The sequence below is a fragment of the Micromonospora sp. WMMD975 genome (assembly GCF_029581215.1).
Lineage (GTDB): Bacteria > Actinomycetota > Actinomycetes > Mycobacteriales > Micromonosporaceae > Micromonospora.
In genome coordinates this window covers 5,833,932-5,860,911 of sequence record NZ_CP120739.1, presented here as the reverse complement: position 1 = coordinate 5,860,911, position 26,980 = coordinate 5,833,932, and the positions used below count along the sequence as shown (strand labels likewise).

The window sequence follows — 26,980 nt, the reverse complement described above, 5'->3', positions numbered from 1 at the left end:
CCCTGAACCAGGGATGGTCATGGTCAAAATGCCCGCCGCGCGGCGGCACCACCGGTTTCGCATCGGCTACGCCCTCGGGCTCTTCGCGTTCCTCGCGATCGCGCTCGCGCTCACGGCCCGCCACCCGGCCTTCTCCGCCACTGATCCACTCGCCGACCCCGTACCGGCCCCGGCGATCACCGTAGCCGGCGAGGACGCCCACTCGGCCACCAGTCCGTCGGCGGACTTCCGGTCGCTCACCGATCCGGCGGACGAGCCCGCGCAGGCCGGGGCGGGCGAGGACGAGCCGGCACCAGCGGGTGGAGCCGACGTGCCGGCCGACGCCGACCAGGCGGGTGCCGGTGCCGGTGAGGGCACGCTTGCCGACCGGCCCCTCACGTCGACCGACCCCGGCCGGTCGCTGTTCTACTCCGGGCTGCTCGGGCTCGCCATCTCGCTGGCCGGGCTCGGTCTGGTCGGCACCCGACGCCGACAGTGGTGACCGTCAGGGCGTGGCGGAGGTGGCCGGCGCGGAACCCGGGCTGGTCCCACCGGTCGTCGGCGTGCCGGTCGTGGGAGCCGCCGCCTCGGCCACCACGAGAGTGACCCGCTCACCCTCGCCCACGGAGTAACCGGCCTCCGGATCCGTTTCGATCACGGTGCCGGCCGGCCGGTCCGACGGCCGGCGCCGCACCCGGTAGTCGATTCCGAGCTGGTCCAGCGCCGACCGGGCGACACCCTCCGGAAGCCCCACCAACGGCGGCATCGGCACCTCCGCCGCCGTTGTGGTCGGCGGTGTGCTCGACGGAGAACTGCTCGGCGACGCGCTTGTCGGCGTGGCACTCGGCGACGCGGAAGTGCTCGGCACCGCCGACGGAGACGTGCCCGGACCGGAGTCGCGGTCGGCGGCGCGCAACGCCAGCCAGACTCCGGCCGCGATCAACCCGATCAGGATCAGGGCCAGGATGCCCAGCAGGATCGGCATCCACCAGCGACGCCCGGCCTGCTCGTCGCCGTACCACTCGGCACCCGGCTCCGGGTAGCCGGCCGGCCGCGGCGGTGGCACCCCGGCCCGGCCGGACCAGGCCCCACCGCCGACCACCTCCTGACGCCCGGTGGCGTCGAGAGGCCGGGACGCGCCACCGGGCAGGGGGCGCGTGGCGTTCTCCCCATCCCCCGCCGCGTTCCGGGGCATCGCCCGGGTGGCGTCCGCGTCCTGACCAGCCGCGTCCCGAGGCACCGCCCGGGTCGCGTCCGCATCCTGACCGGCAGCGTCCCGAGGCACCGCCCGGGTGGCATCGGCGTCGGCCGCGGAGCGGTCCGACGGCATCGCGCGGGTGGCGTCCGGATCGTCGCCGGCGGCGGCCTCGCCCGGCGGCGTGCCGCGGGTGGCGTCGCCGCTCCGGTCCGGAGGCAGCGCCCGGGTCGCGTCCATGTCGCCGGCGGGTGACTGCTGACGGTCGTCGCTCATGACACACGCCCTCCCCACCGGGACGGGGCACACGGCCCTCGATCGTCCACCGTAGCGTTCCACCACCACGCCTGCCGGGATCAGCGCGCCGGCTGGCCGTACCGATCCGTCGAGGCGTGGGTTGCGGGTCCGTCAGGGCGTCGGCTGCGGGCTGGCCGTCGGCGTACCCGGAGGCGCGTCGCCGCAGGTCAACGCGACCTGGTCGTTCCAACGGGCGGTGCCCCCGGCGGCCGGATCCTGCGCCGAGACCGAGCCCTGACGACCGGTACGGTAGCGGGGATAGAGCCCTCCTTCCACCAGCTCGTCGGCGGCCTCGGAACAGACCCGGCCGTCGAGGTCGGGCACCGTGACCGCTGGCGCCGGACCGGCGACCCAGACGGTGACGGTGACACCGCGCTTCACCGGGGCACCCGGCGACGGTGACGTGCGTTCCACCGCGCGGCCCGAGCCGCTTCCGAACACCAGCCGCCAGCCGAGCCGCCGGTCGCGCAACTCCTGTCGGGCGTGTTCGAAGTCCGCGCCCACCAGCTCCGGCACCGTGAGACCAGTCGGGGTGGCCGACCGGTTGTCCGTCGGGCCGTCCGCGGTGGGGCGGTCCTCGGCGGGCACACTCTCGGTCGGGCGGGGCGGTGAAACCGCCGTCGGCGGCGAGGACTCGGACGAGGCGGACGGCTGGTCCGACCCACCGGCCAGGATCCAGCCGGCACTTCCGCCGATGACCGCCAGCAGGACCACCGCCACGGCGCCGCCGACGAAGAGCCGGGTACGGTTCGGACCGTTCTCGTCGCGTACCGGCTGCCGCTCGTCCGTCATCGCGTCTCCCGCCTCAGTCACCGGCACCGTAGCCGGTGCCGCCAAGCCACCCACGGCCGGTCGGTGCTCCCACGACTCGCCGGGCCGACCTCGGGACGTTACGCTGCCCGGCATGGCCAGACGGGGCTGGGGAGGATCGACCGCCGCCGCGCTCGGCGTGGCTGCCGGCGCGGGCGCCGCGCAGCTCGGCTTCGGCTACGGGCTCGGCATCATCAACTGGGCGCCGACCGGCGCGGTACGGATCGAGTCGGCCTGGGTGGCGAGCCTCGCCTGGGCCACCTGGATCGCCGCTACCTCGGTCATCGCCGGCGCGGTCTGCGCCCAGCGGCTGCGCGGCGGCGACGAGCCATCGGGCACACTGCCCCGGCTCGGGCTCGCCCTCGCCGCCGGTGTAGGCGCACTGGTCACCGTGCTGCTGGTGGCGGTGCCGGCCCGGGCCGCCCGGGTGCCGGACACCTCGGCGCCGCAGACCGTCGCAGCCGCGTACGCGGCTGCGGGGCTGCTGCTCGGGGTGCTGCTGGCTACCTGGGCGCTGCACACCCGTGCCGCCGCCACCAACCTGATCGCCACCACCGGCTGGCTCTGGCTGCTCGCCGTGGTGTCGGTGGTGGACGGGGTCCTCTCCGGCCGTGGCCTGACCACCGCCCAACTCGGCATCTGGCAGATCAGTGCGGACAGCGCGCGATTCTGGATCCGCGACTACTTCTACTGGCCGGGGGCGCTGCTCTCGCTGGGCTCCGCCCTGGTGATCGGGGTGCTGGCCGCCCGACGCGCGGCTCGATCGCCGCGGGTGCGGATCGGCGCGGCCGCCTCCGGTGCGGCCGGCCCGCTGCTTGTCGCACTGGCATACCTGCTGGCCGTGCCGCGGTTGGCCGGCATCGCCGCCGAGCAGTTATCGGCCCACCTGATCGCCCCGTACGCGGTGATCGCCGGGGTGGGCGGCTCGGTCCTGGTGGCCGCGCTGGCCCAGCGAGCTGACCGTCGGGCAGCCGACGGCGCACCGGTTACCGGCGGGTCCGGGGAACTCACCGGCGAGCCGGCCGCGGTCCCGTCCCAACGCGGGAAGGCGGAGCCGGCGGCGAACGCAGATGCGGAACTGGCGGGCACAGCGGCGGAACCGGAGCGCGACGCGGCGCCGGTGGACGCAGTGGCGGAACCGGGGCGCGACGCGGCGCCGGCGGGCGCAGTGGCGGAACCGGGGCGCGCAGCGGCGGAGCCGGCCAGCAGCGGGAAGAAGCCGGCCGGCCGGTTCTTCCGTCGCCGCGCCGCAGCCGGGGCGGTCCTCGGCGACCAGCCCGCGGGCGAGCCTCACCCGACCGCTTCGACCGATTTCGGCGACCGGACCGGGGCGACGGACGCGACCACGACACCCGTTGGCCGCGAGCCCGACGACGCAGCCGGCTCCCGGCCGCAGACGACGACGGCCCGCTCCGAACCGGAGACGACAGTCGGCTCGGAGCCGAGGACGACGGTCGGGCCCGGTCGGCGGACTGCGAACGGCCCCGGTCCGGGAACGACGGCCGGCCCACGGCCGCGGTCGACGGCAGCGGCCACGCCGGACGCAACGGTAGGTCCCACCGGCGGGGTGGCCGACGAGCCGGGTAGCGACGCACGGTCCGGCACCGATCGTCGTGGCCGGGCGGTGCCACGACAGCGGCAGCCCGAGGGTGCCTCGATTGACGATCCTGCCGTCCGCCGCGACGAGAAGCCGCACACCGACGAGTCCGACACCGACAAGTCGGACACCGAGGGCCGCTCAATCGGAACGTCGTCCCCGCCCGTCGAGCCGAAGGCCCGCCGCCGCGCCCGCTGATCCCGCCGCTCCGCGCCGATGGTTGTTAAGAAGGGGCCCCTCCTCTACCAGAAGCGTTAAGCGGGGGCCCCTCCTTACTCGATCGGCCAGGTGTGGACGGGGTCGTTGGCACGTTGGAACTCGGCGTAGCGCTGGACCATGTGGTGCAGCGCGGCCTTCCGGTCCATGCCCCGGTGTCGCTGGGCGGCCCACACCGTCTCGGTCTGCCACACCGCGCCGTTGCGGCCGGTACGGCAGCGTCCCTCGATCACGCCGAGGAGGCGGTCGCGTTCGGCCGGCGCCACGCCGAACCGGTCCAGCCCCTGCGCGGCCACCGGCAGCAACGTGTCGAGCACGAGCGTGGTGACCGGCACGTCGCCGAGGCCGGGCCAGTGCAGCACCGCGTCGATGCCGCGTCGGGCTGCGGCGTGGAAGTTCTCCTCGGCGGAGCTGAAGGTGAGCTGGCTCCAGATCGGGCGGTCGGCCTCGGCGAGGCCGCGGGCGAGGCCGAAGTAGAGCGCGGCGTTGGCGAGCATGTCCACCACGGTCGGGCCGGCGGGCAGGACGCGGTTCTCCACCCGGAGGTGGGGGAGGCCGTTCATGATGTCGTAGACCGGGCGGTTCCAGCGGTAGACGGTGCCGTTGTGCAGCCGGAGCTCGCCGAGTTGAGGCACGCCGCCGGCATGCAGCACTTCGACCGGGTCCTCCTCCTCGCAGATCGGCAGCAGCGGCGGGAAGTAGCGGACGTTCTCCTCGAACAGGTCGAAGATCGACGTGATCCAGCGCTCGCCGAACCAGACCCGCGGGCGTACGCCCTGGGCCTTCAGCTCGTCGGGCCGGGTGTCGGTGGCCTGTTCGAAGAGGGCGATCCGGGTTTCCGCCCAGAGTTGCCGGCCGTAGAGGAATGGGGAGTTGGCACCGAGTGCGACCTGCACGCCGGCGATCGCCTGGGAGGCGTTCCAGTGGTCGGCGAAGCTGTCCGGCGCGACCTGGAGATGGAACTGGAGACTGGTGCAGGCGGCCTCCGGCGCGATCGAGTCGGTGTGCGTACGCAGCCGCTCGACGCCGTTGATGTCCAGCTCGATGTCCTCGCCCCGGGCGCCGACGATCTGGTCGTTGAGCACCCGGTAGCGGGCGTCGGTGGAGAGGTTGTCGGCGACCAGGTGGCGCTCGGTGAGCGTGGGCAGGATGCCCACCATGACGATGGCGGCGTCGGACTTGGCCGCCCGCTCGTCGGCGCGGCTGAGGCTGCTGTGGAGGTCGCGCTCGTAGTCGGTGAAGCCGGTGCTTTCGATCAGCCGGGGCGAGGCGTTCAGCTCCAGGTTGAACTGGCCCAGCTCGGTTTGGAAGAGCGGGTCGGCGATGTCGGCCAGGATCTGGTCGTTGCGCATGGCAGGTTCGGCGGCGGCGTCGACCAGGTTCAGCTCGATCTCCAGGCCGGTCATCGGCCGGGCGGCGTCGAAGCCGAAGTCGTCGAGCATCAGCGCGAAGACGTCCAGGCACCGCCGGACCTTCTGCCGGTAGCGGACTCGATCCTCGCGGGTGAAGGCGCCCTGCTCGACGTCCTTGCCCATTTGTCCTCCCGGCGCCGGTGCCACGGAACCGTTGGCGTTCCGCAACGCATTGTGAACCATTCACGTGGTGTGCGTAAGTGCGTCCGGCCCGGCGAGCCCGGGTCGGACAGGTGGAGCTCCTGTACCCAGCCACCACCCGGCACAGCGCGGGGTGACCCACGAACATCACGTGACAATCCGCACCCACCCGCAGTTCCCCACTGCAGATCGCCCGAGGGCCACGCCGGCGGGGCGGGGATGCGGGACGGGCCCGCGCCGTCGGGTGACGGTGCGGGCCCGTGGGCCTGATGTGGGCTCAGCCCTGGCGGATGGCCTCGCCCTCGATCTCGATCTTGACCTTGCGGCCGACCAGGACGCCACCGGTCTCCAGGGCGACGTTCCAGGTCAGGCCGAAGTCCTCCCGGTCGATCTCGGTGTGCGCCGAGAAGCCGAAGATGTCCTGCCCGAACGGGCTGCGGCCGACGCCCTCGAACTCGACCTCCAGCTCCACCGGACGGGTCACGCCCTTCACGGTCAGCTCGCCGGTGAGCACGAACTCGTTGCCCTCGCGCGACTTCACGCCGGTGCTGCGGAACTCCAACGTCGGGAACTGCTCGGCGTCGAGGAACTCCGGGCTGCGCAGGTGCGCGTCGCGGTCCGCCTGGGCGGTGTTGATGCTGGCGGCCTGGATGCTGGCCGTGACCGAGGACTGGAGCGGGTCGTCGGTCACGGTGATGGTGGCGGTGGCGTCGGCGAACTCACCGCGTACCTTGCTGACCATCATGTGCCGCGCGACGAAGCCGACGCGCTTGTGCGCGGCGTCCAGGAGGTACGTGCCGGGGGCCGGGATGGTGAGCCCTTCCCAGTCGCGGGTAGTCGCCTCGGTGCTGCTGGTCATGATGCGTTCCTCCGGAGAAGATTGTTTAGTAGCCCAACGGCTGACTAAGCAACTATAGCCACAGCAATATTCCCCGTGTCAAGTGCTGTTAGGATGGCGACGTGGACCAGAACGTGTTCGACGACCCTCGGATCACCGCCGTCGGCCTGCTCTACGAGGCGCATGCCGGGCTCTCCGCCCGGTTTGCCGCCCAGTTCGAGGAGCACGGGCTCTCGCCGGTCGAGTTCGAGGTGCTGACCCGGCTCGCCCGCTCGCCCAACAACCAGCTACGCATGACCGATCTGGCGGCACAGACCTCGCTGTCGACAAGCGGGGTCACCCGTGTCGTCGACCGGATGGAGCGGGACGGTCTGATCTGCCGCCGGGCCTGCCCCTCCGACCGGCGCAGCTCCTTCGCGGTGGTGACCACCTCGGGTCTGGAGCGGCTGGACGAGACGCTTCCCGGCCACCTGAAGATCATCGAGCAGTGGTTCACCGGCCAACTCGAAGCGGCTCAGCTCGCCGGGCTCCTGGACGGGTTGCGTCGGGTGCGGGACGCGGTCCACCCGGGCGCCACCGCCGGCAGCACCGAACCGGCCGGGACCGACGCCTGCTGACCCCACTGTTACCCGCCGGTCACCGGCAGAATGACCGGCAGAACCACCCGAGAACCGGGGCAGAAGCGGATATAGACGTATCAACCGGTTGACGCGCCTGGATAGGCTTTCAGGCGCGGGGGGCACCGGGGGGTGCTGGCGCGAGCGTGGAGCGAGGGGCAGCACCAGGGGGCTACTTCGCTCGCGCCACCCCCGCGCCTCTGCACCGCACCGACTCCGCCCACGCGCGGCACCGCCTTACGTCCAGGCACCGCCCCACGGCCGGCATCGCCCAAACGTCCGGCATCGCTCACGCCCACCGAGCGCGTTCCCGCAACGGCGCGAGCAGTTCCTCCTCCCGGGGCAACAGGCTGACGCCTGTCACCTGCCGCGCGCGGTCCAACCGGTCCAAGACCGTCGGATCGTCGGTGCTGGCCGCCAACCCCACCAACGCCTCGACCAGGTCCCGCCGATCCGCACCGTCGGCGGCGGCCTCGGCCGCCGCCGCGAACCACTCCGCCGCCAGCTCCCGGTCTCCCCGGTGCAACGCCACCTGACCCTCGATCAATGCGCGGAGCGCGTCCTCCCCGTGCGCGTTCCGGCCCCACCCGGGCGGGTCCCACCGCTCCGCGGCCGGCGGCCGGCGCGGGCCCGGCACCGGGCCGGACGGCCACACCTCGGTCACCACCGCCAATGCCTCGTCGTCGCGCCCCTCGATCGCGAGTGCCAGCCCGACCGAACCGATCGTCCGGCGCAGCCGCCCCGGATCACCCAACTCCACGAGCGCGGACGCCGCCCGCCGCCCCTGCTCGGCTGCCTCGGCGTACCGGCCCTCCAACCTGGTCAGCTCCGCCAGGTCGGCCCGAGCGAGCAGACGGAGTCGCTGGTCACCGGACTGCGCTGCCAAACGGTCGACGGTGGCCAGCCGGCGTCTGGCGCCGGCCAGCTCCCCCACCCGCACGTCGTGCCAGGTCAGGTGGTGCTGGGCGACCGCCACCTCGCGTACCCGCTGGTGCCGGGTGGCCAGCGCCAGCGCCGCCTCGGCCTGCTCGCGGGCCTCGTCGTGCGCGCCGAGCCCGCGCAGCACCGCGCAGAGCACCGACCGGGCGGACAGCTCCCCGGTCACATCGCCGACCTCGGCGAAGGTCGCAAGTGCCGCCCGGGCTGCCGGCAGTTCCTCCGGCCCCGCCCCGTGCTCGGCGGCCAGCCGGGCCGCGCCGAGCAACGCCCAGGCCCGCAACACCGGTCGCGCGTCGGCGGTACGCGGATCGGCGAGCAGTCGCCGCAGCCAACGGCGACCGGAGACGTCCCGCCCACGCAGCCGCCACCACCGGGGCAGCGCCGCGGCCAACAGCAGCGCGGTCCCCGGCGCCTCCTGCGCGGCGTACGCCAGTGCGGCGCCGATGTCGCCGGTCGCCTCGTCGAGCAGGTGCACGGTGCCGGGCAGCTCCGCGCCGACAAGGCCGGGCGCGGTACGCCGGACCAGGCCGGCAACCACCGACGCGTGTCGCAGCCGGATGCCCTCCGTCTCGCCCTCCACCTCGGCCTGCTCGGCGGCGAAGTCACGGACCGCATCAAGCAGCCGGAACCGGAACGGACCCGTGCCTCGAACGCTGAGCAGCCCCAACTCGCGCAGCCGGTCCAGCAGCGGGGCCGCGTCCCACCGTCCACCGCCGTCGGCGAGCAACTCCTCGGCCAGCTCGACCGACCAGCGGTTCCGGAACGCGGAGAGCCGGCGCAGCGCCCGGCGTTCGGCGGGGGCGAGCAGGTGGTAACTGGTCGCCACCGCCTCACGCAACGTCACCGTGCCGGCGGCCGGATCGGCGGGCTCCCAGCCGGGGCGTAGGCCGGCCAGGTCGAGGACCCGGTCGCCGTACCGGTCAAGCAGTTCGGGGACGTCGAGGATGCGGCCCCGCGCGGCCATCAGCTCGATGGCCAGGGGCAGGCCGCCGAGGCGGCGGACCAGCGCGGCGAGAGCCGGCAGCTCCGCCGGGGTCGGTGGCGCGTGCCGGGCCTGGGTGAACCGGGTCGCGAAGAGCGCCGCGGCGGGCCAACGGGCCAGCTCGGACCGGTCCGCCGGCTCGGCCCCGGCCGGCGGTACGTCAAGCGGCGCGACGGGCCGGACCAGCTCGCCGGCCAGCCCGAGCGGTCGACGGCCGGTCACCAGCACCCGCAGCGTCGGCGCGGTGGTGGTGAGGGACCGCAGCGCCTCCGCCACCGGCCCGGGTGCCCGTTCGACGGCGTCGACGAGCAGCAGCGCCGGCCGGTCGCCGAGCCGACAGGCGAGGTCGGCGAGGCGGCTCACGCCGAACACCGCGGTCGAGGCGGCGAGCACGTCGGCGGCGTCCGAGCCCTCGCCGGCCAGCACCCCGGCCACACCGGCCGGATGCCGGTACGCGACGGCGTGGGCGACGGTGAGCGCGAGCGCGCTCTTCCCGACCCCGGCCAGCCCGACCAGGCTCACCACCGGATGCGCGGCGAGCAGGGCGGACACCTCGGTCACGTCGTGTTCCCGGCCGAGCAGCGGCACGGGCTGGGGGAGCGCGATCGGCGTACCCGGATCGGGGGTGGCCCCGACCGGCGCGGAGGCCGACGGGGAGGGCGGCGCAGGGGTTGGCGCGGGGGTTGGCGCGGGCCGGGCCGTGCTGACGAACTCCCGCCGGGTCGCGCCGGTCAGGCCGAGCGCGTCGGCGAGCAGGCCGACGGTGGTGCGTTGGGGCCGGGTCGCCCGGCCCCGCTCCAGATCGCGGACGGTCCGCACGCCCACGCCGGCCCGGCTTGCCAACTCGGCCTGGGTCAGGCCGGCGGCGAGCCGGTGCCCGCGCAACAGGTCGGACAGCGGTGTCCGGCCACCCGGGCTCCGTGAACGATCATGGTCCGGAGTCATGGGCACGAAGAGTACGGATGGGATCTGACGCTCCACAGTCCAGCGTCAACCACCCGACCGTCCGACGCCGATATCCGACAGACGGCCGAGTCGAGGGTCGGTCACATGCCGAGATCCCGCGCGATGATCATGCGTTGCACCTCGCTGGTGCCCTCCCCGATCTCCAGGATCTTCGAGTCGCGCCAGAAGCGGGCGACCGGGTATTCGTTCATGAAGCCGTAGCCGCCGTGGATCTGCGTCGCCTCCCGGGCGTTGTCCACCGCGACCGTGCTGGCGTGTAGCTTGGCTATCGCGGCCTGCCGCTTGAACGGCTCGCCGGCAAGCATCCGGGCGGCGGCGTCGTAGTAGGCCAGCCGGGCGGTGTGCGCCTTCAGCTCCATGTCCGCGATCTTGAACTGGATCGCCTGGTAGTTGCCGATCGGCTGGCCGAACGCCTGGCGCTCCTTGGCATATTTGACCGACTCGTCGACGCAGCCCTGGGCCAGGCCGACGGCGAGCGCGGCGATGGCGATCCGCCCCTCGTCCAGGATGCGCAGGAACTGGGCGAAGCCTCGACCGCGCGCGCCGAGCAGGTTCTCCGCCGGCACCCGGCAGTCGTCGAAGGTCAGCTCGTGGGTGTCCGAGGCGGTCCAGCCGACCTTCGAGTAGCCGGGCGCGACAGTGAAGCCGGGCGTGCCGGACGGCACGATGATCGTCGACAGCTCCTTGCTGCCGTCCGGCTTGGTGCCGGTGACCGCGGTGACCGTGACAAGCGTGGTGATGTCGGTGCCGGAGTTGGTGATGAACGCCTTCGAACCGTTGATCACCCACTCGTTCGTGGCCTCGTCGAGCACCGCCCGGGTCCGGGTGCCGCCCGCGTCCGAGCCGGTGCCCGGCTCGGTCAGCCCGAAGCCGGCCAGCGCCTCGCCGCTGAGCAGCTTCGGCAGCCACCGCTCCTTCTGCTCCTCGGTGCCGAAGCGGTAGATCGGCATCGCGCCGAGCGACACCGCCGCCTCCAGCGTGATGGCGACGCTGGAGTCGACCCGGGCCAGCTCTTCCAGCGCCAGGCAGAGCGCGAAGTAGTCGCCGCCCATGCCGCCGTGCTCCTCGCCGAACGGCAGCCCGAACAGCCCCATCTTGCCCATCTGCCGGATGATCTCGTACGGGAAGGTGTGCTGCTCGTAGTGCTCGCCGATCACCGGGGCGACCATCTCGCGGGCGAACTCCCGGACGCTCTCCCGCAGCGCCTCCTGCTCGTCGCTGAGCCGGTAGTCCATCTCGATCCTCCTGGTAGGGGACGGGCCGCCGGGCGCTCGTGACGCCGGCTGCGGCTGAAGTGTTAGGAGGGGCCCCTTCCTATACCCCAGGCGTTAAGCGGGGCCCCTTCCTTACCGGTCAGACGGGGGTTACGCCGTGGCGGCGGTGGGAGAAGTGCCGCTCCTTGGTGCGGGCGGCGGCGAATCGGCGGACCAGTTCGGCACGTAGCTCGTGCGGCTCGACGATCGCGTCGATCACCAGCTCGCTGGCGAGCCGGACCACGTCGATGTCGCGCTCGTACTCCGCGCGCTTCGCGGCGACGAACGCGGCCCGCTCGGCCTCGTCCGAGATCGCGGCGATCTTGTTGGCGTAGACCGCGTTGACCGCGGCCTCCGCGCCCATCACCGCGATCTTCGCGGTGGGCAGCGCGATGGTGGCGTCGGGCTCGAAGCCGGGGCCGGCCATCGCGTAGAGACCCGCGCCGTACGCCTTGCGGACCACCACGCAGATCTTGGGTACGGTCGCCTCGGAGATCGCCGTGATCATCTTCGCGCCGTGGCGGATGATGCCCTGCTTCTCCACCGCGCTGCCGACCATGAACCCGGGCACGTCGCTCAGGAACAGCAGCGGCACGTTGAACGCGTCGCAGAGCTGCACGAACCGGGTCGCCTTGTCGGCCGAGTCGACGAAGAGCACCCCGCCCTTGAACATCGAGTTGTTGCCGATCACGCCGACGACCTCGCCGTTGAGCCGGCCGAAGCCGATGGTCAGCTCCTTGGCCCAGAGCGCCTGGATCTCGAAGAAGCTGCCCTCGTCGAGCAGGCCCTTGACGTATCGCCGCATGTCGAACGCCTGCCGCTCGCTGGCCGGGACCAGCGCCGCCAGGTCGGCCTTCGCCGGCGCCGGCTTCGCCTCGGCGGCCGGCGGCGCCTGGGTCCAGTTGGCCGGCAGATAGGAAAGGTAGGTCCGCACCACGTCGAGCGCGTCGGCCTCGGTCCTGCAGAGGAAGTGCCCGACGCCGGACTCGGCGCAGTGCACCCGGGCCCCGCCCATCGCCTCCAGGGTGGTCTTCTCGCCGGTGACCATCTCGACCATCCGGTCGGAGCCGAGGTACATGCTGGCGTTGCCGTCCACCATTGCCACCACGTCGCAGAACGCCGGAATGTACGCCCCGCCGGCCGCGCTCGGCCCGAACAGCGCGCAGACCTGCGGGACCGATCCGGAGGCCCGGACCTGGTTCCAGAAGATCTTCCCGGCGCCGCGCCGGCCCGGGAAGAGGTCGACCTGGTCGGTGATCCGGGCGCCGGCGGAGTCGACCAGGTAGACCATCGGCACCTTGGTCGTGTACGCCCGCTCGATGATCCGGATGATCTTCTCGACGGTGCGCGCGCCCCAACTGCCGGCCTTGACCGTGGAGTCGTTCGCCATCAGGCAGACCGGCCGGCCGTCGATGGTCGCGGTGCCGGTCACCACGCCGTCGGCGGGGAGTCCGTCGGCCATCGCGTTGGCGTAGAGCCCGTCCTCGACGAAGGAGCCCTCGTCGACCAGGTGGGCGACGCGCTCGCGGGCGAAGAGCTTCCCCTTGGCGGCGTTGGCCGCGTGGTACTTGTCCGCACCGCCGGCACGGGCGCGCTTGCGCAGCTGCTCCAGAGCCTCACCGTCGAGCGTCACGCCGACTCCTCACCACCCACCGACCTGAACGATCGTTAGGCTACCCCACCCCCGCCCTCTCCGGCGACCCCGGAGGGAGCGGGGCGGGAGGTCAGGAGGGGCGGGGGGTGAGGCGGGTGCGGGGGCCGGCGCGGAGAACGCCGGACGGGAGCTTCTTGCCGACCAGGTGCTCGGCCAACTCCGCCGCCTCGATCAGGGCGTCCAGGTCGATGCCGGTGTCCACGCCCATGTCGTGCAGCATGTGCACCGCCTCCTCGGTGGCCAGGTTGCCGCTGGCCCCCGGCGCGTAGGGGCAGCCGCCCAGGCCACCCACGCTGGCGTCGAACTCGGTGATCCCCAACTCCATCGCGGTCAGCATGTTGGCCAGGGCGGTCCCCCGGGTGTTGTGGAAGTGCAGCAGCACCGGGACGTGCGCGTTGCGGTCGCGTACCGCGGTCACCAGCTCGCGGACCCGGCGGGGCGTACCCATGCCCGTGGTGTCGCCGAAAGCCACCCGGTCCGCGCCGTCCCGGACCACCCGGTCCACGATGCCGGCCACCCGCTCCGGGGCCACATCCCCCTCGTACGGGCAGCCGAAGCTGGTCGCCACGATCACCTCGGCGGTCGCGCCCGCGCCGTGCAGCAGGTCGATCAGCTCGGCGATGTCGTCGAGCGACTCCTCGGTCGACCGGTTGACGTTGCGCCGGTTGTGCGTGTCGCTCGCCGACACCACCACCTCGATCTCGGTGAAGCCGGCGTCGAGCGCCCGCCGCGCGCCCCGGGTGTTCGGCACCAACGCCGAGTAGCGCACCCCGTCGACCCGCTCCGCCCGCTGCCACACCTCGTCCGCGTCGGCCATCTGCGGGATCGCCTTCGGGTGGACGAAGGAGACCGCCTCGATCCGCCGTACCCCGGTCCGGGACAGCGCGTCGAGCAGCCGCACCTTGGCGTCGGTTCCGATGGGCTCCTCGTTCTGGAGCCCGTCGCGCGGCCCGACCTCACGGATGGAGACGGCGTCCGGCAGTTGCGTCATAAGAGGTCACCTCACTGTGACGTTGTGCGTGATCGGGGCAGACCGCGCCGCCGACTCATCCCAAGAGAATCAGAACCGAACGCCGAAGCGCCAGCGCCCTCCGCCAAGGCAGGAGGCCGTGAACAAGGCCCAGGCCCGCATACGTGCCTGCGCTGAATCACGCGACGTCCGTGTATTACGTCGTGTTACGGTCGTGGGGTGCCGGAGCGCGAGTACGTGTGGACCGACGCGGGCCTGGACAACGCGCGCAGCAACGGCGTCGGCGTGGACGAGACGACCCAAGCGTTGTACGCCCCTCAGGGCCTGCGCTACGAGCGCGCCCTCGGGGACCTGCTACTCATCGTCATGGGCATGGCCGACAGCGGTCGAGTCATCGCCGCGCTGTGCGACCGCATCGGCGCCACCCAAACGTACAAGATCATCGGGGCCCGCGCCTTTAAGGGCACAGACCTCGACGAGTGGAGGAGGCGAATCCTGTGACCGAGCCGGACTTCGACCGGATGACCAAAGATGAGGTCGTCGCATGGTTCCGGACCACCGACAGCCTGGCACCGATCATCAGGTCAATGACCGAAGCACCAGCATCCCCAACCGCACCCGGGGCAGCACCGATGATGCTGGTCAGCATCCGGCTACCCGTTCCGCTCGTGGACCAACTCGACCGCCTCGCCGACCAGACCGAAGCCCGCCGCTCCGACATCATCCGCGACGCCCTGACCAGATACATCACCGCCCGCACCGCACCCGTCAGTCAGGACGAAGCCGAACACGCCCTCGACGTTCTCCGTCGCATCGTCACCATCCGCACCACCGAGGGCCGAGCGGAGGCGGCATAGACCGCCCGCCCGGCCTCCCGACTCAGCGCATCCGGCCGACGATGCCGGTGTCGTAGTCGCCGGAGCGGAACTCCGGATTCTCCAGCAGTTCGGCGAAGAACGGCAGGTTGTTCTTCGGCCCGGCGATCTCGAACCCGGCGACCGCCGCCCGGGCCCGCTCGACGGCCTCCTCCCGGGTGGCACCGCTGACGATCAGCTTGGCCAGCAGGCTGTCGTAGAACGGCGTGACGGTGTTGCCCTCGACGTAGCCGGAATCCACCCGGACGCCCTCGCCGGACGGTTCCACCCAGGTCCGGATCGCGCCCGGGCCGGGCAGGAACCGCTTCGGGTCCTCGGCGTTGATCCGCAGCTCGATGGCGTGCCCGCGCGGGGTGAGCGCGTCCGGGTCGAAGGTGGGCGCCAGGCCGGCGGCCACCCGCAACTGCTCCTCGACCAGGTCGACGCCGTAGACGTACTCGGTGACCGGGTGCTCGACCTGCAACCGGGTGTTCATCTCCAGGAAGAAGAACTCCTGCGTGGCCGGATCGAGGAGACACTCGACGGTGCCCGCGTTGCGGTAGCCGACCGCCTCGCCGGCCCGGACCGCCGCCGCCAGGAACCGCTCCCGCAGCGCCGGGGAGACCGCCGGAGACGGGGACTCCTCGACCAGCTTCTGGTTGCGCCGCTGCACCGAGCACTCCCGCTCGCCGAGCGCCACCACCCGGCCGTCGGCCAGGCCGAGGATCTGCACCTCGACGTGGCGTACCCGGGGGAAGTAACGCTCGATCAGCACCGAGCCGTCGCCGAACATCCGCTCCGCGAACGCGCGGACCTTGTCGTACTCGGTGCGCAGCGCGGTCTCGTCGGTGGCCACGCCCATCCCCATGCCGCCGCCGCCCGCCGCGGCCTTGACCATCACCGGGTAGCCGATCTCCGCGGCGGCCGTGACCGCCGCGTCCAGGTCGGCCGCCGGCTCGGTGGTGCCGGGTGCGACCGGGACGCCGGCCGCCGCCATCAGGTTCCGGGCGTTGATCTTGTCGCCCATCGCGCTTATCGCGTCCGCGCCGGGTCCGACCCAGATCAGGCCGGACTCCTCGACGGTACGGGCGAAGTCGGCGTTCTCCGACAGGAAGCCGTACCCGGGGTGGATCGCCTGCGCGCCGGTGCTCCGGGCGGCGGCGAGGATCGCCTCGACGTTGCGGTAGCTCTGGGCGGGGTTGGCCGGGCCGACGCAGACCGCCTCGTCGGCCTCGGTCACGAACGGCAGGTCGGCGTCGGCCTCCGAGTGCACCGCGATCGCCCGCACCCCCAACCGCCGAGCGGTGCGGATCACCCGTCGGGCGATCTCCCCACGGTTGGCCACGAGCAGCGCATCAAACATGTTCGGCAAGGAAGGGCCCCTTCTTAACGCCTGAGGTATAGCCGGGGCCCCTTCTTAACATGCGTTAAGGCGGACGCGGCGTGTCAGGTGGGGTCGGTGGGTGCCAGGAGGGCCGCCAGGGCCGCGCCGCGCAGCAGCTCCGCCCGACGCCGCCGGTCCACCTCGCCGCCGAGGAACGGGGTGGAGTTCATCAGGCCGAACGCGGCGTGGGCGAGCACCCGGGCGGCGCCGTCCGGCAGCCCCGGGTGCAGCGCGGTCAGCACGGTGACCCACTCCTCGACGTACATCCGCTGGAGCCGGCGGATGCGGCGACGCGGCTCGTCCGGGAGGCGGTCCAGCTCGTGCAGGTGCAGCGCGATCACCGCCGGGTTGGCGAGCGCGAACTCGACATGGAAGTCGATGAGCGACTCGAGCACGCCGCGCGGGTCGTCCGGGTGGCCCGCGGCGCGTTCCTTGCCACCGGCGAGCAGCCCCTCGCTGACCGGGATCAACGCGGCGGCGAGCATCGCCTCTTTCCCGGCGAAGTGATGGTAGAGCGCCGGGCCGGTGACGCCGGCGGCAGCGCCGATGTCGTCCATCGACACGCCGTGGTAGCCCCGCGCCGCGAAGAGGCCGACCGCGATCTCCAGGATCTCGTCCCGCCGGGACCGGCGCCGGGCCACGCCCGCCGCACCCCGTGCCTGCTGTTCCACCGCCACCGGGCCAGCCTAGACCTCGCGATCCAGGCGAGGCAGCCAAGGTTACCCGCCGGTTGCGTCACGGCCGGGCGGTCAGTGCCGCACGATCATGAGCTTGGCGGCGACAAACCGGACGCACCTCACCGCCAACCTCATGATCGCCGGGTGTCAGGCCGGGGACGCGGGCTCGAAGCCGGCCAGTCGGACCGCCAGCCGCTGCCGGGCCGGGGGCAACACGGAGACCGTCCGGAGCAGCAGGTCACGCACGGGGCGAAGGGCCGGCGGGGCGGCGGCGAGCCGGGTGAGGCCGGCGGCGAACCCGAGCACCTCCTCGGCCCGTGGGCGGCGGTCGGCCGCGTACCCGTCGAGGGCCTGCGGGCCGGCGGCGAGCGCGTCGCCGAGGGCGACCGCGTCCCGCAGCCCGAGGTTCATCCCCTGCCCACCGGCCGGGCTGTGCACGTGCGCCGCGTCGCCGGCGAGCAGCACCGGGCCGGACCGGTAGCTGCTCGCGATCCGGTGGTGGATCCGGAACCGCGACCCCCACGCCATCCCGGTGACCCGGTCCGGCCGCCGGGCCGGGCCGCGTTCGTCGAGCAACGCCTGGAAGTGCCGCGCCTGCGGCTCTCGCGGCGCGTCGGCCACGGTCGCGACCAGCCGGACCGTGCCGTCGGGCAGCGGCGCCCAGATCAGCGGGCCGCTCCGGGACAGGAAGAGGCTGACCTGGTCGCGGGGAAGCGCGCTGTCCACCCGGACGTCGGCGAGCAGGAACGACTCGCCCGGGTCGGCCGGGCCGCCGAAACCGATGCCGGCCAGCTCGCGGACCCGGCTGTGCATCCCGTCCGCGCCGACCACCCAGCGGGCCCGGACCTCGTCGCCACCGGCGAACCGGGCGGTGGCGCCGCCGCCGTCGAGGTCGAGGCCGGTCAGCTCGTACGGCCGCAGCACCCGCCCGCCGAGCGCGGTGAGCCGGTCGGTGAGCGCCGCCTCGGTGTCGGCCTGCGAGATGAGCAGCGCGTACGGGTAGCGGGACGGCAACCTGTCGAACGGGACGGTGACCAGCAGCCGGTCCCGGTCGCGGACGCAGAACCGGGTCGAGTGCAGCCCTCGGGCGGCAAGCGGGTCGGCGACCCCGATCCGGTCCAGCACTTCGAGCGTGCCGGCGTGCACGACCGCGGCGCGGGAGGTGACCGGCGGCTCGGCGAGCCGATCGACCACCGTGGTGGCCACGCCATGCCCGGCCAGGGTCGCGGCCACGGCGAGGCCGGTCGGCCCGGCGCCCACCACGAGGACGTCCGTGTGTTCGGGAAGCATCACGCCACCTCCGTTTGCCAACGATTGTTGACTAAAACCTTAGGGACCATGTCAACACTTGTTGGCCTACAGTCGTGGACATGACTGGAACGGGCTCCCGTACCCGCCGCTCGGACGCCACCCGGGCGGCCATCCTGCGCGCCGCCCGGGCACGCTTCGCGGCCGACGGCTACGAACGGGCCACCATCCGGGCCATCGCCGCCGACGCCCGGATCGACCCGGCCATGGTGATGCGCTACTACGGCAGCAAGGAGGGGCTGTTCGCCGCGGCGGCCGAGTTCGACCTGCACCTGCCCGAGCTGGCCGAGGTGCCACCGGAGCGGCTCGGCGAGACACTCGCCCGGCACTTCCTGCGCCGCTGGGAGGCCGACGGCACGCTCGTCGCCCTGCTCCGGGCCGCCAGCACCAACCCCGGCGCGGCGGACCGGATGCGCGACATCTTCGCCGGCCAGCTCGTCGCGGCGGTCACCCGCTCCGGCGCCGATCCGGCGACCGCCGCCCGCCGGGCCGGCCTGGTGGCCAGCCAGATCCTCGGCCTGGCCCTCACCCGCTACGTGATCCCGCTGCCACCGGTGACCGACCTGGACCCGGACGAACTCGTCGAATGGGTCGGCCCGACGATCCAGCGCTATCTGACCCGTCCCTTTCCACCGTCCTCGACCTCCGCCAGGTGAACAGGAGAAGCCGGAGGTTGTCGGATATCCGTCGTGATGCGGCGTCGCTCCGCTTGATCGGTTGAACTGGAACGCCTGTCAGCGGGAAGGCCGAGACATGTCTCAGGCCGCGGACCACCGGCAATCCCGCTCCTCCTCACCGAGCAGGACGGATCCACCGCATGAGCCGTATGGCGAAATGGATCATCACCTTGACCATCGGGGCGGTTGTGGCCGCGTCGGTGTTCGTACTGATCGCGCAGCTCGCTTCGGCGAATTCGGCGCGTTGGCCGTTGGCCCTTGGCGGAGCCACCGCCGTCGTCGCGCTTTCCGCATCGATCGCCGGAAGTTGGGCTTCCGCGTCGCCCGTCGTCCCGACCCTCTCGATCGGCCACACGGTGAACCGCTCGACCGTCACGGGCCGGGGCAGCGGGACGACGGCCGCCATCATCGGCGGCGACGTCGCGCCCTCCGGGACCGTTGACAAGGCACCCGAGACACCCACCGAACTGCCATGACCGAACCCCACATCTCCTCGACCCACCATCAGGTCAGCGGAAGCACCGTGGAAGGCAGCGGCTCGGGAGTCACCGCCGGGATCGTCGGCGGCGACGTGCACCAGGGCGACGTCTACCGCACCACGAACAACCACGTGTACGTCAACAACCACCCCTACGACCTCAAGATGATCCAGGCTCGCGTCAACGCCCTGGTCACCGATAACCCCGTCCACGCATACGCGAGTCTGCGCGAGGAGGATGACGAACGATACCGGCGGCTACTGCTGCGGAGCCTCCCCACCGCTTTCGCGGCGCGCATCGTACGGGTTATGACGCAGCACCCGGATGGATTGGTGGACTGCGCCCGGCACTACCTCGGCCCCATGGACGCGGAACACGCGCTGCCCGTGTGGAGCGCGCTGGAAATCGCCGAGCAGACCGAACTGGTGGCGCACATGACGCCCCCGGATGCCCGGCATCTCATCGATGAATTGGCCAACCAGCCCGAGGGAGCGGCCCGGGCGGCCCAACTGGTCGCGAACATCGCCGCCATGCCGTCGCCGAGGCGAGGTCCCGAAATCGCCGCCGCGATCCTCCCACCCAATCCACGCCTGCTCGCCGCGCTGCCGCCCGAGCCGGTGATCGCCGAGGTGCTCGCCAAGTGGGGTGAGGACATCGGGCCGGCCTTCGAGCCTCTCGACGGGGAAATCGTCCGGTCGCACGTCACCGAACTTGCGGCGCGGAGTCCTGCCCGCGTGTCGCGACTGCTCGCCGGGCCGAACATCCACCGCGGTGTTCTTTCCTGGTTCGACGGCGCGAAGAGGGATGAGTTGACTCCGGTCCTCGCGGAGCTACCGTCCGATCAGACGATCCGCCTTCTTTCCGAACTGGCCCCGATGCGAGCGGCGAAAGTTCTCGTCCACGCACCGGTACGGGCGTGGCTGGCCAGGATCGAGCGGTCCAGGAGGGCGACTGTTCTCGATGCGCTGGCGGAGCGGAAACCGCGCGCCGCCGCGGTCGAGCTGATCCGTTATTCGCCGGCCTTCGGTGCCGACGTGCTCGAACTCATGACGCTGGAACGGGCCCGAACCCTGCTCCAGGCGCTGCCGTCAGCACCGGCCGTCGTCGTCTTGTCGGAGCTGAGGCGAAACGAACCGGAGCGCGCAGATCTGCTCCTGAACTCGACCGGGATCGGTCCGCCCCGACTGGGCACCTGGCCCGCGTGGGTCGCCACGAAGGCAACAGTCGAGACCGCCTCTCTCCATGCCCGGGCGAACCAGCGGGAGCTGGACCCGCTGGATGCCGCACGCCGGCTGCCGGCACTGGTCCGGCAGTGGTTGGTGGTCCGGGGCGCGGTCGCGGTCTGGACGGACGGCCTCCGTCCCCGACGTCGCCGGGACGTCGCGTTCGCCGGCGGTGGCGCTGCCGCGACCGCCGTCGCAGCCCTCGTCCTCAGCCTGTCGTGGCCGAACGCCACCACGTCTCCTCGGGCCTCGGCGCCACCCGCCGCGTCCGCCAGCGCCACCCCGACAGGATCCGCCGCCCTTCCGCGTTTCCCCGCCGGACTGGCCGTCATGACGGACAAGGCACGGTGGACGAGCCAGGAGTGCCCCGGCTGGAGCGAGCAGACCGAGATCCACGACGCCGACAGGGTCGTCCTCACCCGCCTGGTCTGCGTGTTGCACGGGAACGAACCGGCAGGCCAAATCGCCTATCTGCAATACCCTCCCGACGGTCCCGCCTTCGTGAACCGACCGACCACCATCCATCCCGTGCCGGCCGGATCACCAGGTGCCACCGTCCACCGGATCCTCACCCCTTCCACCCATCCGGGGGAACTGCCCACCTGGTCCACGGACGGCGGGCGTCGCGGGACGTTCCTGGAATATCTGCCGGACCGTCACAAGTCAGCGATCTGGCTGGAGGAGGAGGGCACGCCGGCCAGAGCGATGGTGCTCTTCGGGCCCGACCCGTCCGGCATGGCGGAAGGGGAACTCACGGAGTTGTTCCGGCAGCTAAGGGGGGTCTTGGCCCGGCACGGCTATCTGCTGGGCTAGGTGCACGGCGCACCGGCGCGCTGACCGGCCGGTCCCCGACGCCTCGCGGGGACCGGCCGGGCGCTCAGCGGGTCAGGCCGCCGGGCTGGTCGCCCTTGACGACAGGTGCCCGGACCAGGTTGCCCCACTCGGTCCACGAGCCGTCGTAGTTGCGCACCTGCGGATAGCCGAGCAGGTGGTGCAGCACGAACCAGGTGTGGCTGGACCGCTCGCCGATCCGGCAGTAGGCCACCACGTCGTCGGCCGGGCTCAACCCGAGCTGGTCGGCGTAGATGGCGCGCAACTCGTCGGCCGACTTGAACGTGCCGTCGTCGTTGGCGGCGGACTTCCACGGCTTGCTCACCGCGCCCGGGATGTGCCCGCCGCGCAGCGCGCCCTCCTGCGGATAGTCCGGCATGTGCAGCATCTCGCCCGTGTACTCGCCGGGCGAGCGCACGTCGACGAGCGGCCGGCCGGCCGCCACGTGCGCCATCACCTGCTCGCGGTAGGCGCGGATCGGCGCGTCGTTGCGCTCCGGCACCGGATAGTCGGCGCGCGGGCGGCTCGCCTTGTCCCGGGTCAGCTCCCGCCCCTCGGCCACCCACTTCTGCCGGCCGCCGTCGAGCAACCGCACGTCGGCGTGGCCGAAGAGGGAGAAGACCCAGAGGGCGTATGCGGCCCACCAGTTGAAGTTGTCGCCGTAGAAGACGACCGTGTCGTCGCGGCCGATGCCCTTGGCCGCGCACAACTCGGCGAAACTCGCGGCGTCCAGGTAGTCGCGGGTGACCTGGTCGTTCAGCTCGGTGTGCCAGTCGACCTTGACGGCGCCGGGGAGGTGGCCGGTGTCGTAGAGGAGCACGTCCTCGTCGGACTCGACCACCACGAGGCCCTCGTCGCCCAGGTGCTCGGCCAGCCACTCGGTGGTGACCAGGCGCTGCGGGTCGGCGTACGACTGGAGGTGGGGATGCGGATCGCTCGGGACAGGCATGATCCCCAAGGTACGCCGGATCGCCCGCGGCGGATGTGACACCGGCCCCACCACCTCGGAAAGGTGGTGGGGCCGGCCTGGTCGGGAGCGAGCCGTCAGCCCTGGACCACGAACCAGTGGTACGCATAGTTCGAGCGGTTGCCCGCCTTGTCGACCGCGAACACCGAGATCGGGTACCAGCGCGCCTCGGTCGGCGTCAGCGTCACCGAGGCGGAGCCGTCCGCACCCGCCGGCACGGTGATCTCCGGGCCGTTGTCGAACTGGTAGACGTACGACTCGACGTCGGGCATCCCGGGCGTGAACGTGAAGACACCGGGCACGCCGACGCCGCCGCCCGGCTCACCGTACGGGTAGGTGGCGGAGCTGATCGCCGGTGCGGTGCTGACCACGAACGAGTAGCTCGCCTCCGGGGACAACTCGCCGGAGGCCGAGCGGGCCCGGACGGTGAGCGTGTTCCGGAAACCCCGGTCCGGGGTGATGGTCAGCTCGGCCGCGGTGCCGTCGGTCACTGCCACGGTCTGCTCCGGCCCGTCGTTGAGCCGGTAGACGAACGCGGTGGTGTCCGGCAGCTCCGAGTCGAACCGGAAGGCGCCGGCCTGCCCGATGCCGCCCTGCGGGTCGTACTCGTTGTAGAGGTAGGAGACGATCGCCGGCTTCGGCTCGCGGACGCTGAACGTGTATTCCCGCGGCTGGGTGCTGGTGCCGTCCGCGGTCTCCCCGATCACCGTGAGCTGACGCCAGCCGGAGGTCTCCGGCGTCCAGGTGATCGAGGCGGTGCCGTCGGCCGCCGCGTCGACCGTCTTCGTCTCCTCGCCCCAGAACGTGTAGTGGTACTTCGCCATGCCGGGGCGCTGCGGGGTGACGGTGAAGACCCCGGCCACGCCGGGCAGCCCGCTGTTCGTCTCCTTCGGGTACTGCTCGGACGAGACCAGGGGCGCGTCGTTGACCAGGAACGTGTACGTCCGCTCGGCCGACACCGTCCCGTCAAGGGTGACCCCGCGCACGGTGAGGGTGTGCGTCCCGCCCTGCTCGGGCGTCCAGCCGACGGTGGCGTACCCGTTGGCGTCGGCGTCGACGCTCTGCTCGGCGCCGCCGTCGAAGCGGTAGCGGTAAGCCACCGTGTCGGGCACCTCGGAGCTGAGCCGGAACTCGCCGGCCTGCCCGGGGCCGCCGGCCCACTGGTCCGGCCAGTACAGGCTGGAGTAGACCCCGGGCAGCAGGTCCCGGACCTGGAAGAACCAGGTCGCCGGCTCCGACTCGGTGCCGTCCCGGCTCACGCCCCACACGCCCAGGTCCACCCAGCCGGCCGCGGTCGGCGTCCAGGTGATCGAGGCGGTGCCGTCGGCGTTGGCCCGCACCGTGCCTTCCTCGCCGTTGAAGTGGTAGCGGTAGCTGACCGTGTCGGGAACGCGCGGGGTGAAGGTGAAGACACCCGGCACGCCCTGGCCGCCGCCGACGCCGTACTCCTCGTAGACGGTCGCCGAGATCTTCGGCTCGGTGGGCAGCGAGAACTCCCGCGTCGCGGTGACCTCCACCCCGGCGGCGGTGACACCGGTGACGGAGAGCGTACGGTTGCCGCCCCGGGTCGCCGTGACGGTGAACGCGGCGGTGCCGTCGGCGGCGGCGTCGACGGTCCGCTCCGGGTCACCGTCCAGGCCGTAGCGGTAGCGCACCACCCCGTCGAGCTGCGAGCGCACCTGGAACGTGGCCGGCACCCCGATCTCGTCCAGCCGGCCGTCGACGATCGGCGACATGTCCCGGGCGAAGAACTCGTAGTCGGTGGTCGCGGAGCGGTTACCGACCGCGTCGAGGCTCCACACCCGCAGCGTGTTGATGCCGGATCGCGGCGTCAGCGTGACCGTCGCCGACCCGCCCGCCCCGTTCGCGGCGACCGTCTTCTCCCCGTTGTAGTTCAGCGAGTAGCCGTACGTCGCGACGTCCGCCGCGCCGTTCGCGGCGAAGGTGAAGTCGCCGGGCAGCCCGGGGTGGAACTCGCGGTCGTTCGGGAAGGCGGTGGAGGTGACCGTCGGCGGCTTTTCCGGGCCCCGGAAGTCGGTCCGGAAGTAGCAGACCGGGCTCCAGTCGCCGGTGGCCCGGCTGTCCGCCGCCCGCATCTGCCACGCGTACGTCCGGTCGTGCTCGAACGGCGCCGGCCACATCTGGTCGAACCGGCCGAGGGCACGGTCGCCGTCCCAGGCGTAGTCCATCCGCTCGATCCGCGCGTCCGGCTGGTCGACCGGCCAGGCTGCGAACGAGACCGTGAGCTGGTCGCGGCCACCGGTGTCGTTCAGGTCCCGGTCGTGCACGACGCCGGACATGGACGCGTAACGCACCACCTGGTAGGGCTCGGTGGTGGTGCACGCCGTGCCGTTCGTGGTCTGGAGGTCGGTCGGCACGCCGGGGCGGAAGTTGAAGTCGATGGAGATGCCCGCCCGGGTGGCGTACTTCCGGGCCCACGCCGGGTCCTTCTCCACCTCGGCCGGCAGTCGCAGCGACAGGGTCAGCGTCGACCGGCCCTCGGCGAGCGCCTGGCGCAGCCCCTCGCTCGCGTCGAACTCGACCCGGGGCGCCGGACAGACGGTCTGGTTGGTGAGCTGACGGTCGTCGACCAGGCCCAGGTCGGCCGGGGGCTTCCGCCAGCTCGACTTCGCGGTGTAGGGCGAGGTGCGCCACAGCTCGATCTTCGGACGCTTGGTGCAGTCCGCGCCGGCGGTCTCCTTGACGTCGAGCACCGCGCGCTCGATGTCGGCGCCCCGGTAGCGCGAGATGTCGAAGGTGAGGTAGGCCCGCGACGTGTGCGGGTGACCCTTGGCGTCCTTCCAGGTGCCGACCGGCAGGTCTCCCGGCCGGTTCAGGTTGTTCTTGCCCGGCGTCTTCGAGTCGGTCCAGCCCCAGGCGGTGCTGGTCTCGTAGCGCACGTCGTACGCGGCGGCCGGCGCCGCGGTGGCGACGACCGTGCCGGCGGCGACCATCATGGACAGCGTGGCGGCGAGCAGGTTCCGCCCGCCGGTCCGAAGTGGATTTCTGTCAGGCATGAGGGTCATCCCTCATCCACCTTTCCCCGATCTACCCCGTACTCGATCGACGGGGGCAGCGGATGTTATCCAGCCGGGCGGACATCGGGCGGTCCCGATTCGCGAGGAGCGGCCACACCGGACGGAACGGTCAGGCAGGCCGGACCGTACGGTTGATCGGGCGGACGGGAAGACCGGATGCAGCGGATCCGGCGGGTCACACGTGACAGTTGCGAACACCGCCGACCGCAGAGGACCGCGATGACCCCACGGCAACAGGCCCGGCCACCCCGGGACGGGACCGGGTGGCGTTGCTGGAGGCGCTGGCCACCCTGCCCGCCGACCAGCGCCGCGCGATCGTGCTGCACCACCTGGCCCACCTGAGCGTCGCCGAGATCGCCGCGCAGGTCGGCGCGCCGGAAGGCATCGTGCGCTCCCGGCTGTCCCGGGGGCGGGCCACGCTCGCCGGCCACCTCACCGAGACCGGATCGGAGCTGCGCCGTGCCTGACGTGGAGGACCTGTTCGTCGAATTCGAGACGGCGGCGGCGACCACCTTCCGGCCACCGGGCGTGGCCGACGTGCAACGCCGGATCCGGGGCCGCAGACGGCGACGGGGCCTGCTGGCCGGCCTGCTCGCGGTGGCGCTGGCCGGGCCGGCCTCGGCGCTCGCGGTCGCCCACCGCGCCGACCGACCGGAACCGCGGCCGACGCCGTCGGTCTCGCCGAGCCCGACCGGCCGGCTCGCGGTCCGCACGGTCACCCTGCCCGGGGTGTCCGGTGAGCTGGCCGAACTGCGCTTCGTCTCGGCCCGCGCCGGCTGGGCGCTCTTCGACACCTGCGCCGGGGCCGACGAGTCGGCGGCTGGTTGCCGGCGTACCGTCGCCCGGACCGTGGACGGCGGCGTGACCTGGCAGCGGTCGGCCCTGCCGGCGGTGCCGGACGGCAGGGTGCATCTCCTTCCCGTGGACGCGGGCACGCTGGCCGTGATGACCCGCGTGGGCTACCTCGTCACGATGGACGGCGGGAACAGCTTCGCCAGTCACCCGTTCGACGCGCCGCAAGCGGCGGTCCGGCGCGTCTTCGCCACCCCGAGCGGGCTCTACCTCGGTTGCCCCCCGGACGGGGTGCCGACGACGTGCGACCGGCAACGCGTGCTGCGGGTGAGCGGTGGGCTGCACTTCCACCAGCCGCCGGTCACGCTGCGGTCGGACGCCGAGAACGCACTGGTCGAGGGTGCCGACGGCCGGCTCTGGCTCACGGTCGGCGACGACGACGGCCTGACCGTGGTGACCAGCGCCGACCAGGGCGCCACCTGGCAGGAGATGCCGTCGGTTCCCCGGGCCGCCCGGCAACTCGTGCTCGCACCGGACGGGCGTGACGTCTGGCTGGTCCGAACGGAGCAGCCGAACGGGGTGTGGCGGCTGGCCGGCACCGGCTGGCAACCCGGGCCGGCCCTGCCGGACGACACCGACGGGATCGCCGCGCCCGGCGCCGGCCTGCTGGTGGTCACCAGCGCGTACGGCGGGTTGGGCTTCGTGACCGGCGGCGGCTACGTCGAGGTGTCCGAGCTGCGCGGGCCGTTGCGGACCTCGGACCCGGGCACCTCGGTGAGCGTGCTGCCGGACGGCACGGTCGTGGCCCAGCACGGCCGGACGTGGTTCCTCGGCGTCGGGCGGGGGGTGGACCGTAGCTGGCTCCAGCTCTCCTGACCGCGCAC

The 26,980-nt window shown here is 72.5% G+C and carries 21 protein-coding genes and 2 pseudogenes; 10 read left to right on the top strand and 13 right to left on the bottom strand.

Annotation, left to right across the window (positions count from 1 at the left end):
- The first annotated feature begins 13 nt into the window (after positions 1-13).
- Positions 14-481 (top strand): hypothetical protein, encoded by a 468-nt coding sequence (locus O7613_RS26115; RefSeq protein ID WP_281585739.1) that lies wholly within the window; start codon positions 14-16, stop codon positions 479-481.
- A gap of 3 nt (positions 482-484) precedes the next feature.
- On the opposite strand, the gene O7613_RS26110 is transcribed toward O7613_RS26115, so the two are convergent.
- Positions 485-1,450 (bottom strand): PASTA domain-containing protein, encoded by a 966-nt coding sequence (locus O7613_RS26110; protein WP_282290518.1) that lies wholly within the window; start codon positions 1,448-1,450, stop codon positions 485-487.
- Positions 1,451-1,582: 132 nt separating this feature from the next.
- The gene (locus tag O7613_RS26105; protein WP_282290517.1) at positions 1,583-2,263 is read right to left on the bottom strand and encodes a PASTA domain-containing protein; all 681 of its coding nucleotides are present in this window, start codon (positions 2,261-2,263) and stop codon (positions 1,583-1,585) included.
- Positions 2,264-2,375: 112 nt separating this feature from the next.
- On the opposite strand from O7613_RS26105, the pseudogene O7613_RS26100 reads away from it, so the two are divergent.
- Positions 2,376-3,248 (top strand): annotated as a pseudogene (locus tag O7613_RS26100) (hypothetical protein); the annotation flags it as partial.
- A gap of 902 nt (positions 3,249-4,150) precedes the next feature.
- Here the strand turns inward: O7613_RS26100 and O7613_RS26095 are convergent.
- Together O7613_RS26095 and O7613_RS26090 are read right to left on the bottom strand one after the other, a co-directional pair.
- Positions 4,151-5,629, bottom strand: a complete 1,479-nt coding sequence (locus O7613_RS26095; protein ID WP_281585742.1) for a glutamate-cysteine ligase family protein — start codon at positions 5,627-5,629, stop codon at positions 4,151-4,153.
- A gap of 295 nt (positions 5,630-5,924) precedes the next feature.
- Complete coding sequence (locus O7613_RS26090; protein WP_281585743.1) at positions 5,925-6,506, bottom strand: YceI family protein; 582 nt, start codon at positions 6,504-6,506, stop codon at positions 5,925-5,927.
- A gap of 101 nt (positions 6,507-6,607) precedes the next feature.
- Here O7613_RS26090 and O7613_RS26085 point away from each other — a divergent pair, with 101 nt between their 5' ends.
- Positions 6,608-7,102 (top strand): MarR family transcriptional regulator, encoded by a 495-nt coding sequence (locus tag O7613_RS26085; protein WP_281585744.1) that lies wholly within the window; start codon positions 6,608-6,610, stop codon positions 7,100-7,102.
- 289 nt (positions 7,103-7,391) lie between these two features.
- Here O7613_RS26085 and O7613_RS26080 read toward each other — a convergent pair whose 3' ends face one another.
- The 4 genes from O7613_RS26080 to O7613_RS26065 form a co-directional block, all read right to left on the bottom strand.
- A complete protein-coding gene (locus O7613_RS26080; RefSeq protein WP_282290516.1) occupies positions 7,392-9,968 on the bottom strand; it encodes a helix-turn-helix domain-containing protein in 2,577 nt (858 codons plus the stop codon).
- Between the two features lie 101 nt (positions 9,969-10,069).
- Entirely contained in the window at positions 10,070-11,224 is a 1,155-nt protein-coding gene (locus O7613_RS26075; protein ID WP_281585746.1) for an acyl-CoA dehydrogenase family protein, read from the bottom strand.
- 118 nt (positions 11,225-11,342) lie between these two features.
- On the bottom strand, positions 11,343-12,875 hold the full coding sequence (locus O7613_RS26070; protein ID WP_282290514.1) for an acyl-CoA carboxylase subunit beta: 1,533 nt from the start codon (positions 12,873-12,875) through the stop codon (positions 11,343-11,345).
- Positions 12,876-12,966: 91 nt separating this feature from the next.
- Positions 12,967-13,887 (bottom strand): hydroxymethylglutaryl-CoA lyase, encoded by a 921-nt coding sequence (locus O7613_RS26065; RefSeq protein WP_282290512.1) that lies wholly within the window; start codon positions 13,885-13,887, stop codon positions 12,967-12,969.
- Between the two features lie 198 nt (positions 13,888-14,085).
- Here O7613_RS26065 and O7613_RS26060 point away from each other — a divergent pair, with 198 nt between their 5' ends.
- Both O7613_RS26060 and O7613_RS26055 read left to right on the top strand, forming a co-directional pair.
- Positions 14,086-14,367 (top strand): hypothetical protein, encoded by a 282-nt coding sequence (locus O7613_RS26060; RefSeq protein ID WP_282290510.1) that lies wholly within the window; start codon positions 14,086-14,088, stop codon positions 14,365-14,367.
- Positions 14,364-14,723, top strand: a complete 360-nt coding sequence (locus O7613_RS26055) for a ribbon-helix-helix domain-containing protein (protein WP_282290508.1) — start codon at positions 14,364-14,366, stop codon at positions 14,721-14,723. The genes O7613_RS26060 and O7613_RS26055 overlap by 4 nt, the downstream gene beginning before the upstream one ends.
- Positions 14,724-14,745: 22 nt before the next feature.
- Here the strand turns inward: O7613_RS26055 and O7613_RS26050 are convergent, their stop codons facing one another.
- From O7613_RS26050 to O7613_RS26040, 3 genes are all read right to left on the bottom strand, one after another.
- Positions 14,746-16,083, bottom strand: coding sequence for a biotin carboxylase N-terminal domain-containing protein (locus O7613_RS26050; protein WP_282294617.1), 1,338 nt, complete (start codon positions 16,081-16,083; stop codon positions 14,746-14,748).
- A gap of 83 nt (positions 16,084-16,166) precedes the next feature.
- On the bottom strand, positions 16,167-16,781 hold the full coding sequence (locus O7613_RS26045; RefSeq protein WP_281585752.1) for a TetR/AcrR family transcriptional regulator: 615 nt from the start codon (positions 16,779-16,781) through the stop codon (positions 16,167-16,169).
- A 147-nt stretch (positions 16,782-16,928) separates the two neighbouring features.
- A complete protein-coding gene (locus O7613_RS26040) occupies positions 16,929-18,071 on the bottom strand; it encodes an FAD-dependent monooxygenase (protein ID WP_282290505.1) in 1,143 nt (380 codons plus the stop codon).
- Between the two features lie 80 nt (positions 18,072-18,151).
- Between O7613_RS26040 and O7613_RS26035 the strand changes: the two genes are divergently transcribed.
- The 3 genes from O7613_RS26035 to O7613_RS26025 all read left to right on the top strand — a co-directional run bounded on the left by O7613_RS26035 (position 18,152) and on the right by O7613_RS26025 (position 21,281).
- Complete coding sequence (locus O7613_RS26035; protein WP_282290503.1) at positions 18,152-18,745, top strand: TetR family transcriptional regulator; 594 nt, start codon at positions 18,152-18,154, stop codon at positions 18,743-18,745.
- A 161-nt stretch (positions 18,746-18,906) separates the two neighbouring features.
- Positions 18,907-19,242 carry a hypothetical protein gene (locus O7613_RS26030; RefSeq protein ID WP_282290501.1) on the top strand — a complete coding sequence of 112 codons (336 nt, stop codon included), beginning with the start codon at positions 18,907-18,909 and terminating at the stop codon, positions 19,240-19,242.
- Positions 19,239-21,281: a hypothetical protein gene (locus O7613_RS26025; RefSeq protein ID WP_282290499.1), complete on the top strand. Its 2,043-nt coding sequence runs from the start codon at positions 19,239-19,241 to the stop codon at positions 21,279-21,281. The genes O7613_RS26030 and O7613_RS26025 overlap by 4 nt, the downstream gene beginning before the upstream one ends.
- 64 nt (positions 21,282-21,345) lie before the next feature.
- Here the strand turns inward: O7613_RS26025 and O7613_RS26020 are convergent, their stop codons facing one another.
- Positions 21,346-22,248, bottom strand: coding sequence for a sulfurtransferase (locus O7613_RS26020; protein WP_282290497.1), 903 nt, complete (start codon positions 22,246-22,248; stop codon positions 21,346-21,348).
- A gap of 95 nt (positions 22,249-22,343) precedes the next feature.
- Positions 22,344-25,283 (bottom strand): hypothetical protein, encoded by a 2,940-nt coding sequence (locus tag O7613_RS26015; RefSeq protein WP_282290495.1) that lies wholly within the window; start codon positions 25,281-25,283, stop codon positions 22,344-22,346.
- Positions 25,284-25,525: 242 nt separating this feature from the next.
- Here O7613_RS26015 and O7613_RS26010 point away from each other — a divergent pair.
- Positions 25,526-25,771: pseudogene (locus tag O7613_RS26010) on the top strand (sigma-70 region 4 domain-containing protein); the annotation flags it as partial.
- Positions 25,764-26,972: a hypothetical protein gene (locus tag O7613_RS26005; protein WP_282290493.1), complete on the top strand. Its 1,209-nt coding sequence runs from the start codon at positions 25,764-25,766 to the stop codon at positions 26,970-26,972. The pseudogene O7613_RS26010 and the gene O7613_RS26005, both read left to right, overlap by 8 nt.
- Positions 26,973-26,980: the final 8 nt, after the last annotated feature.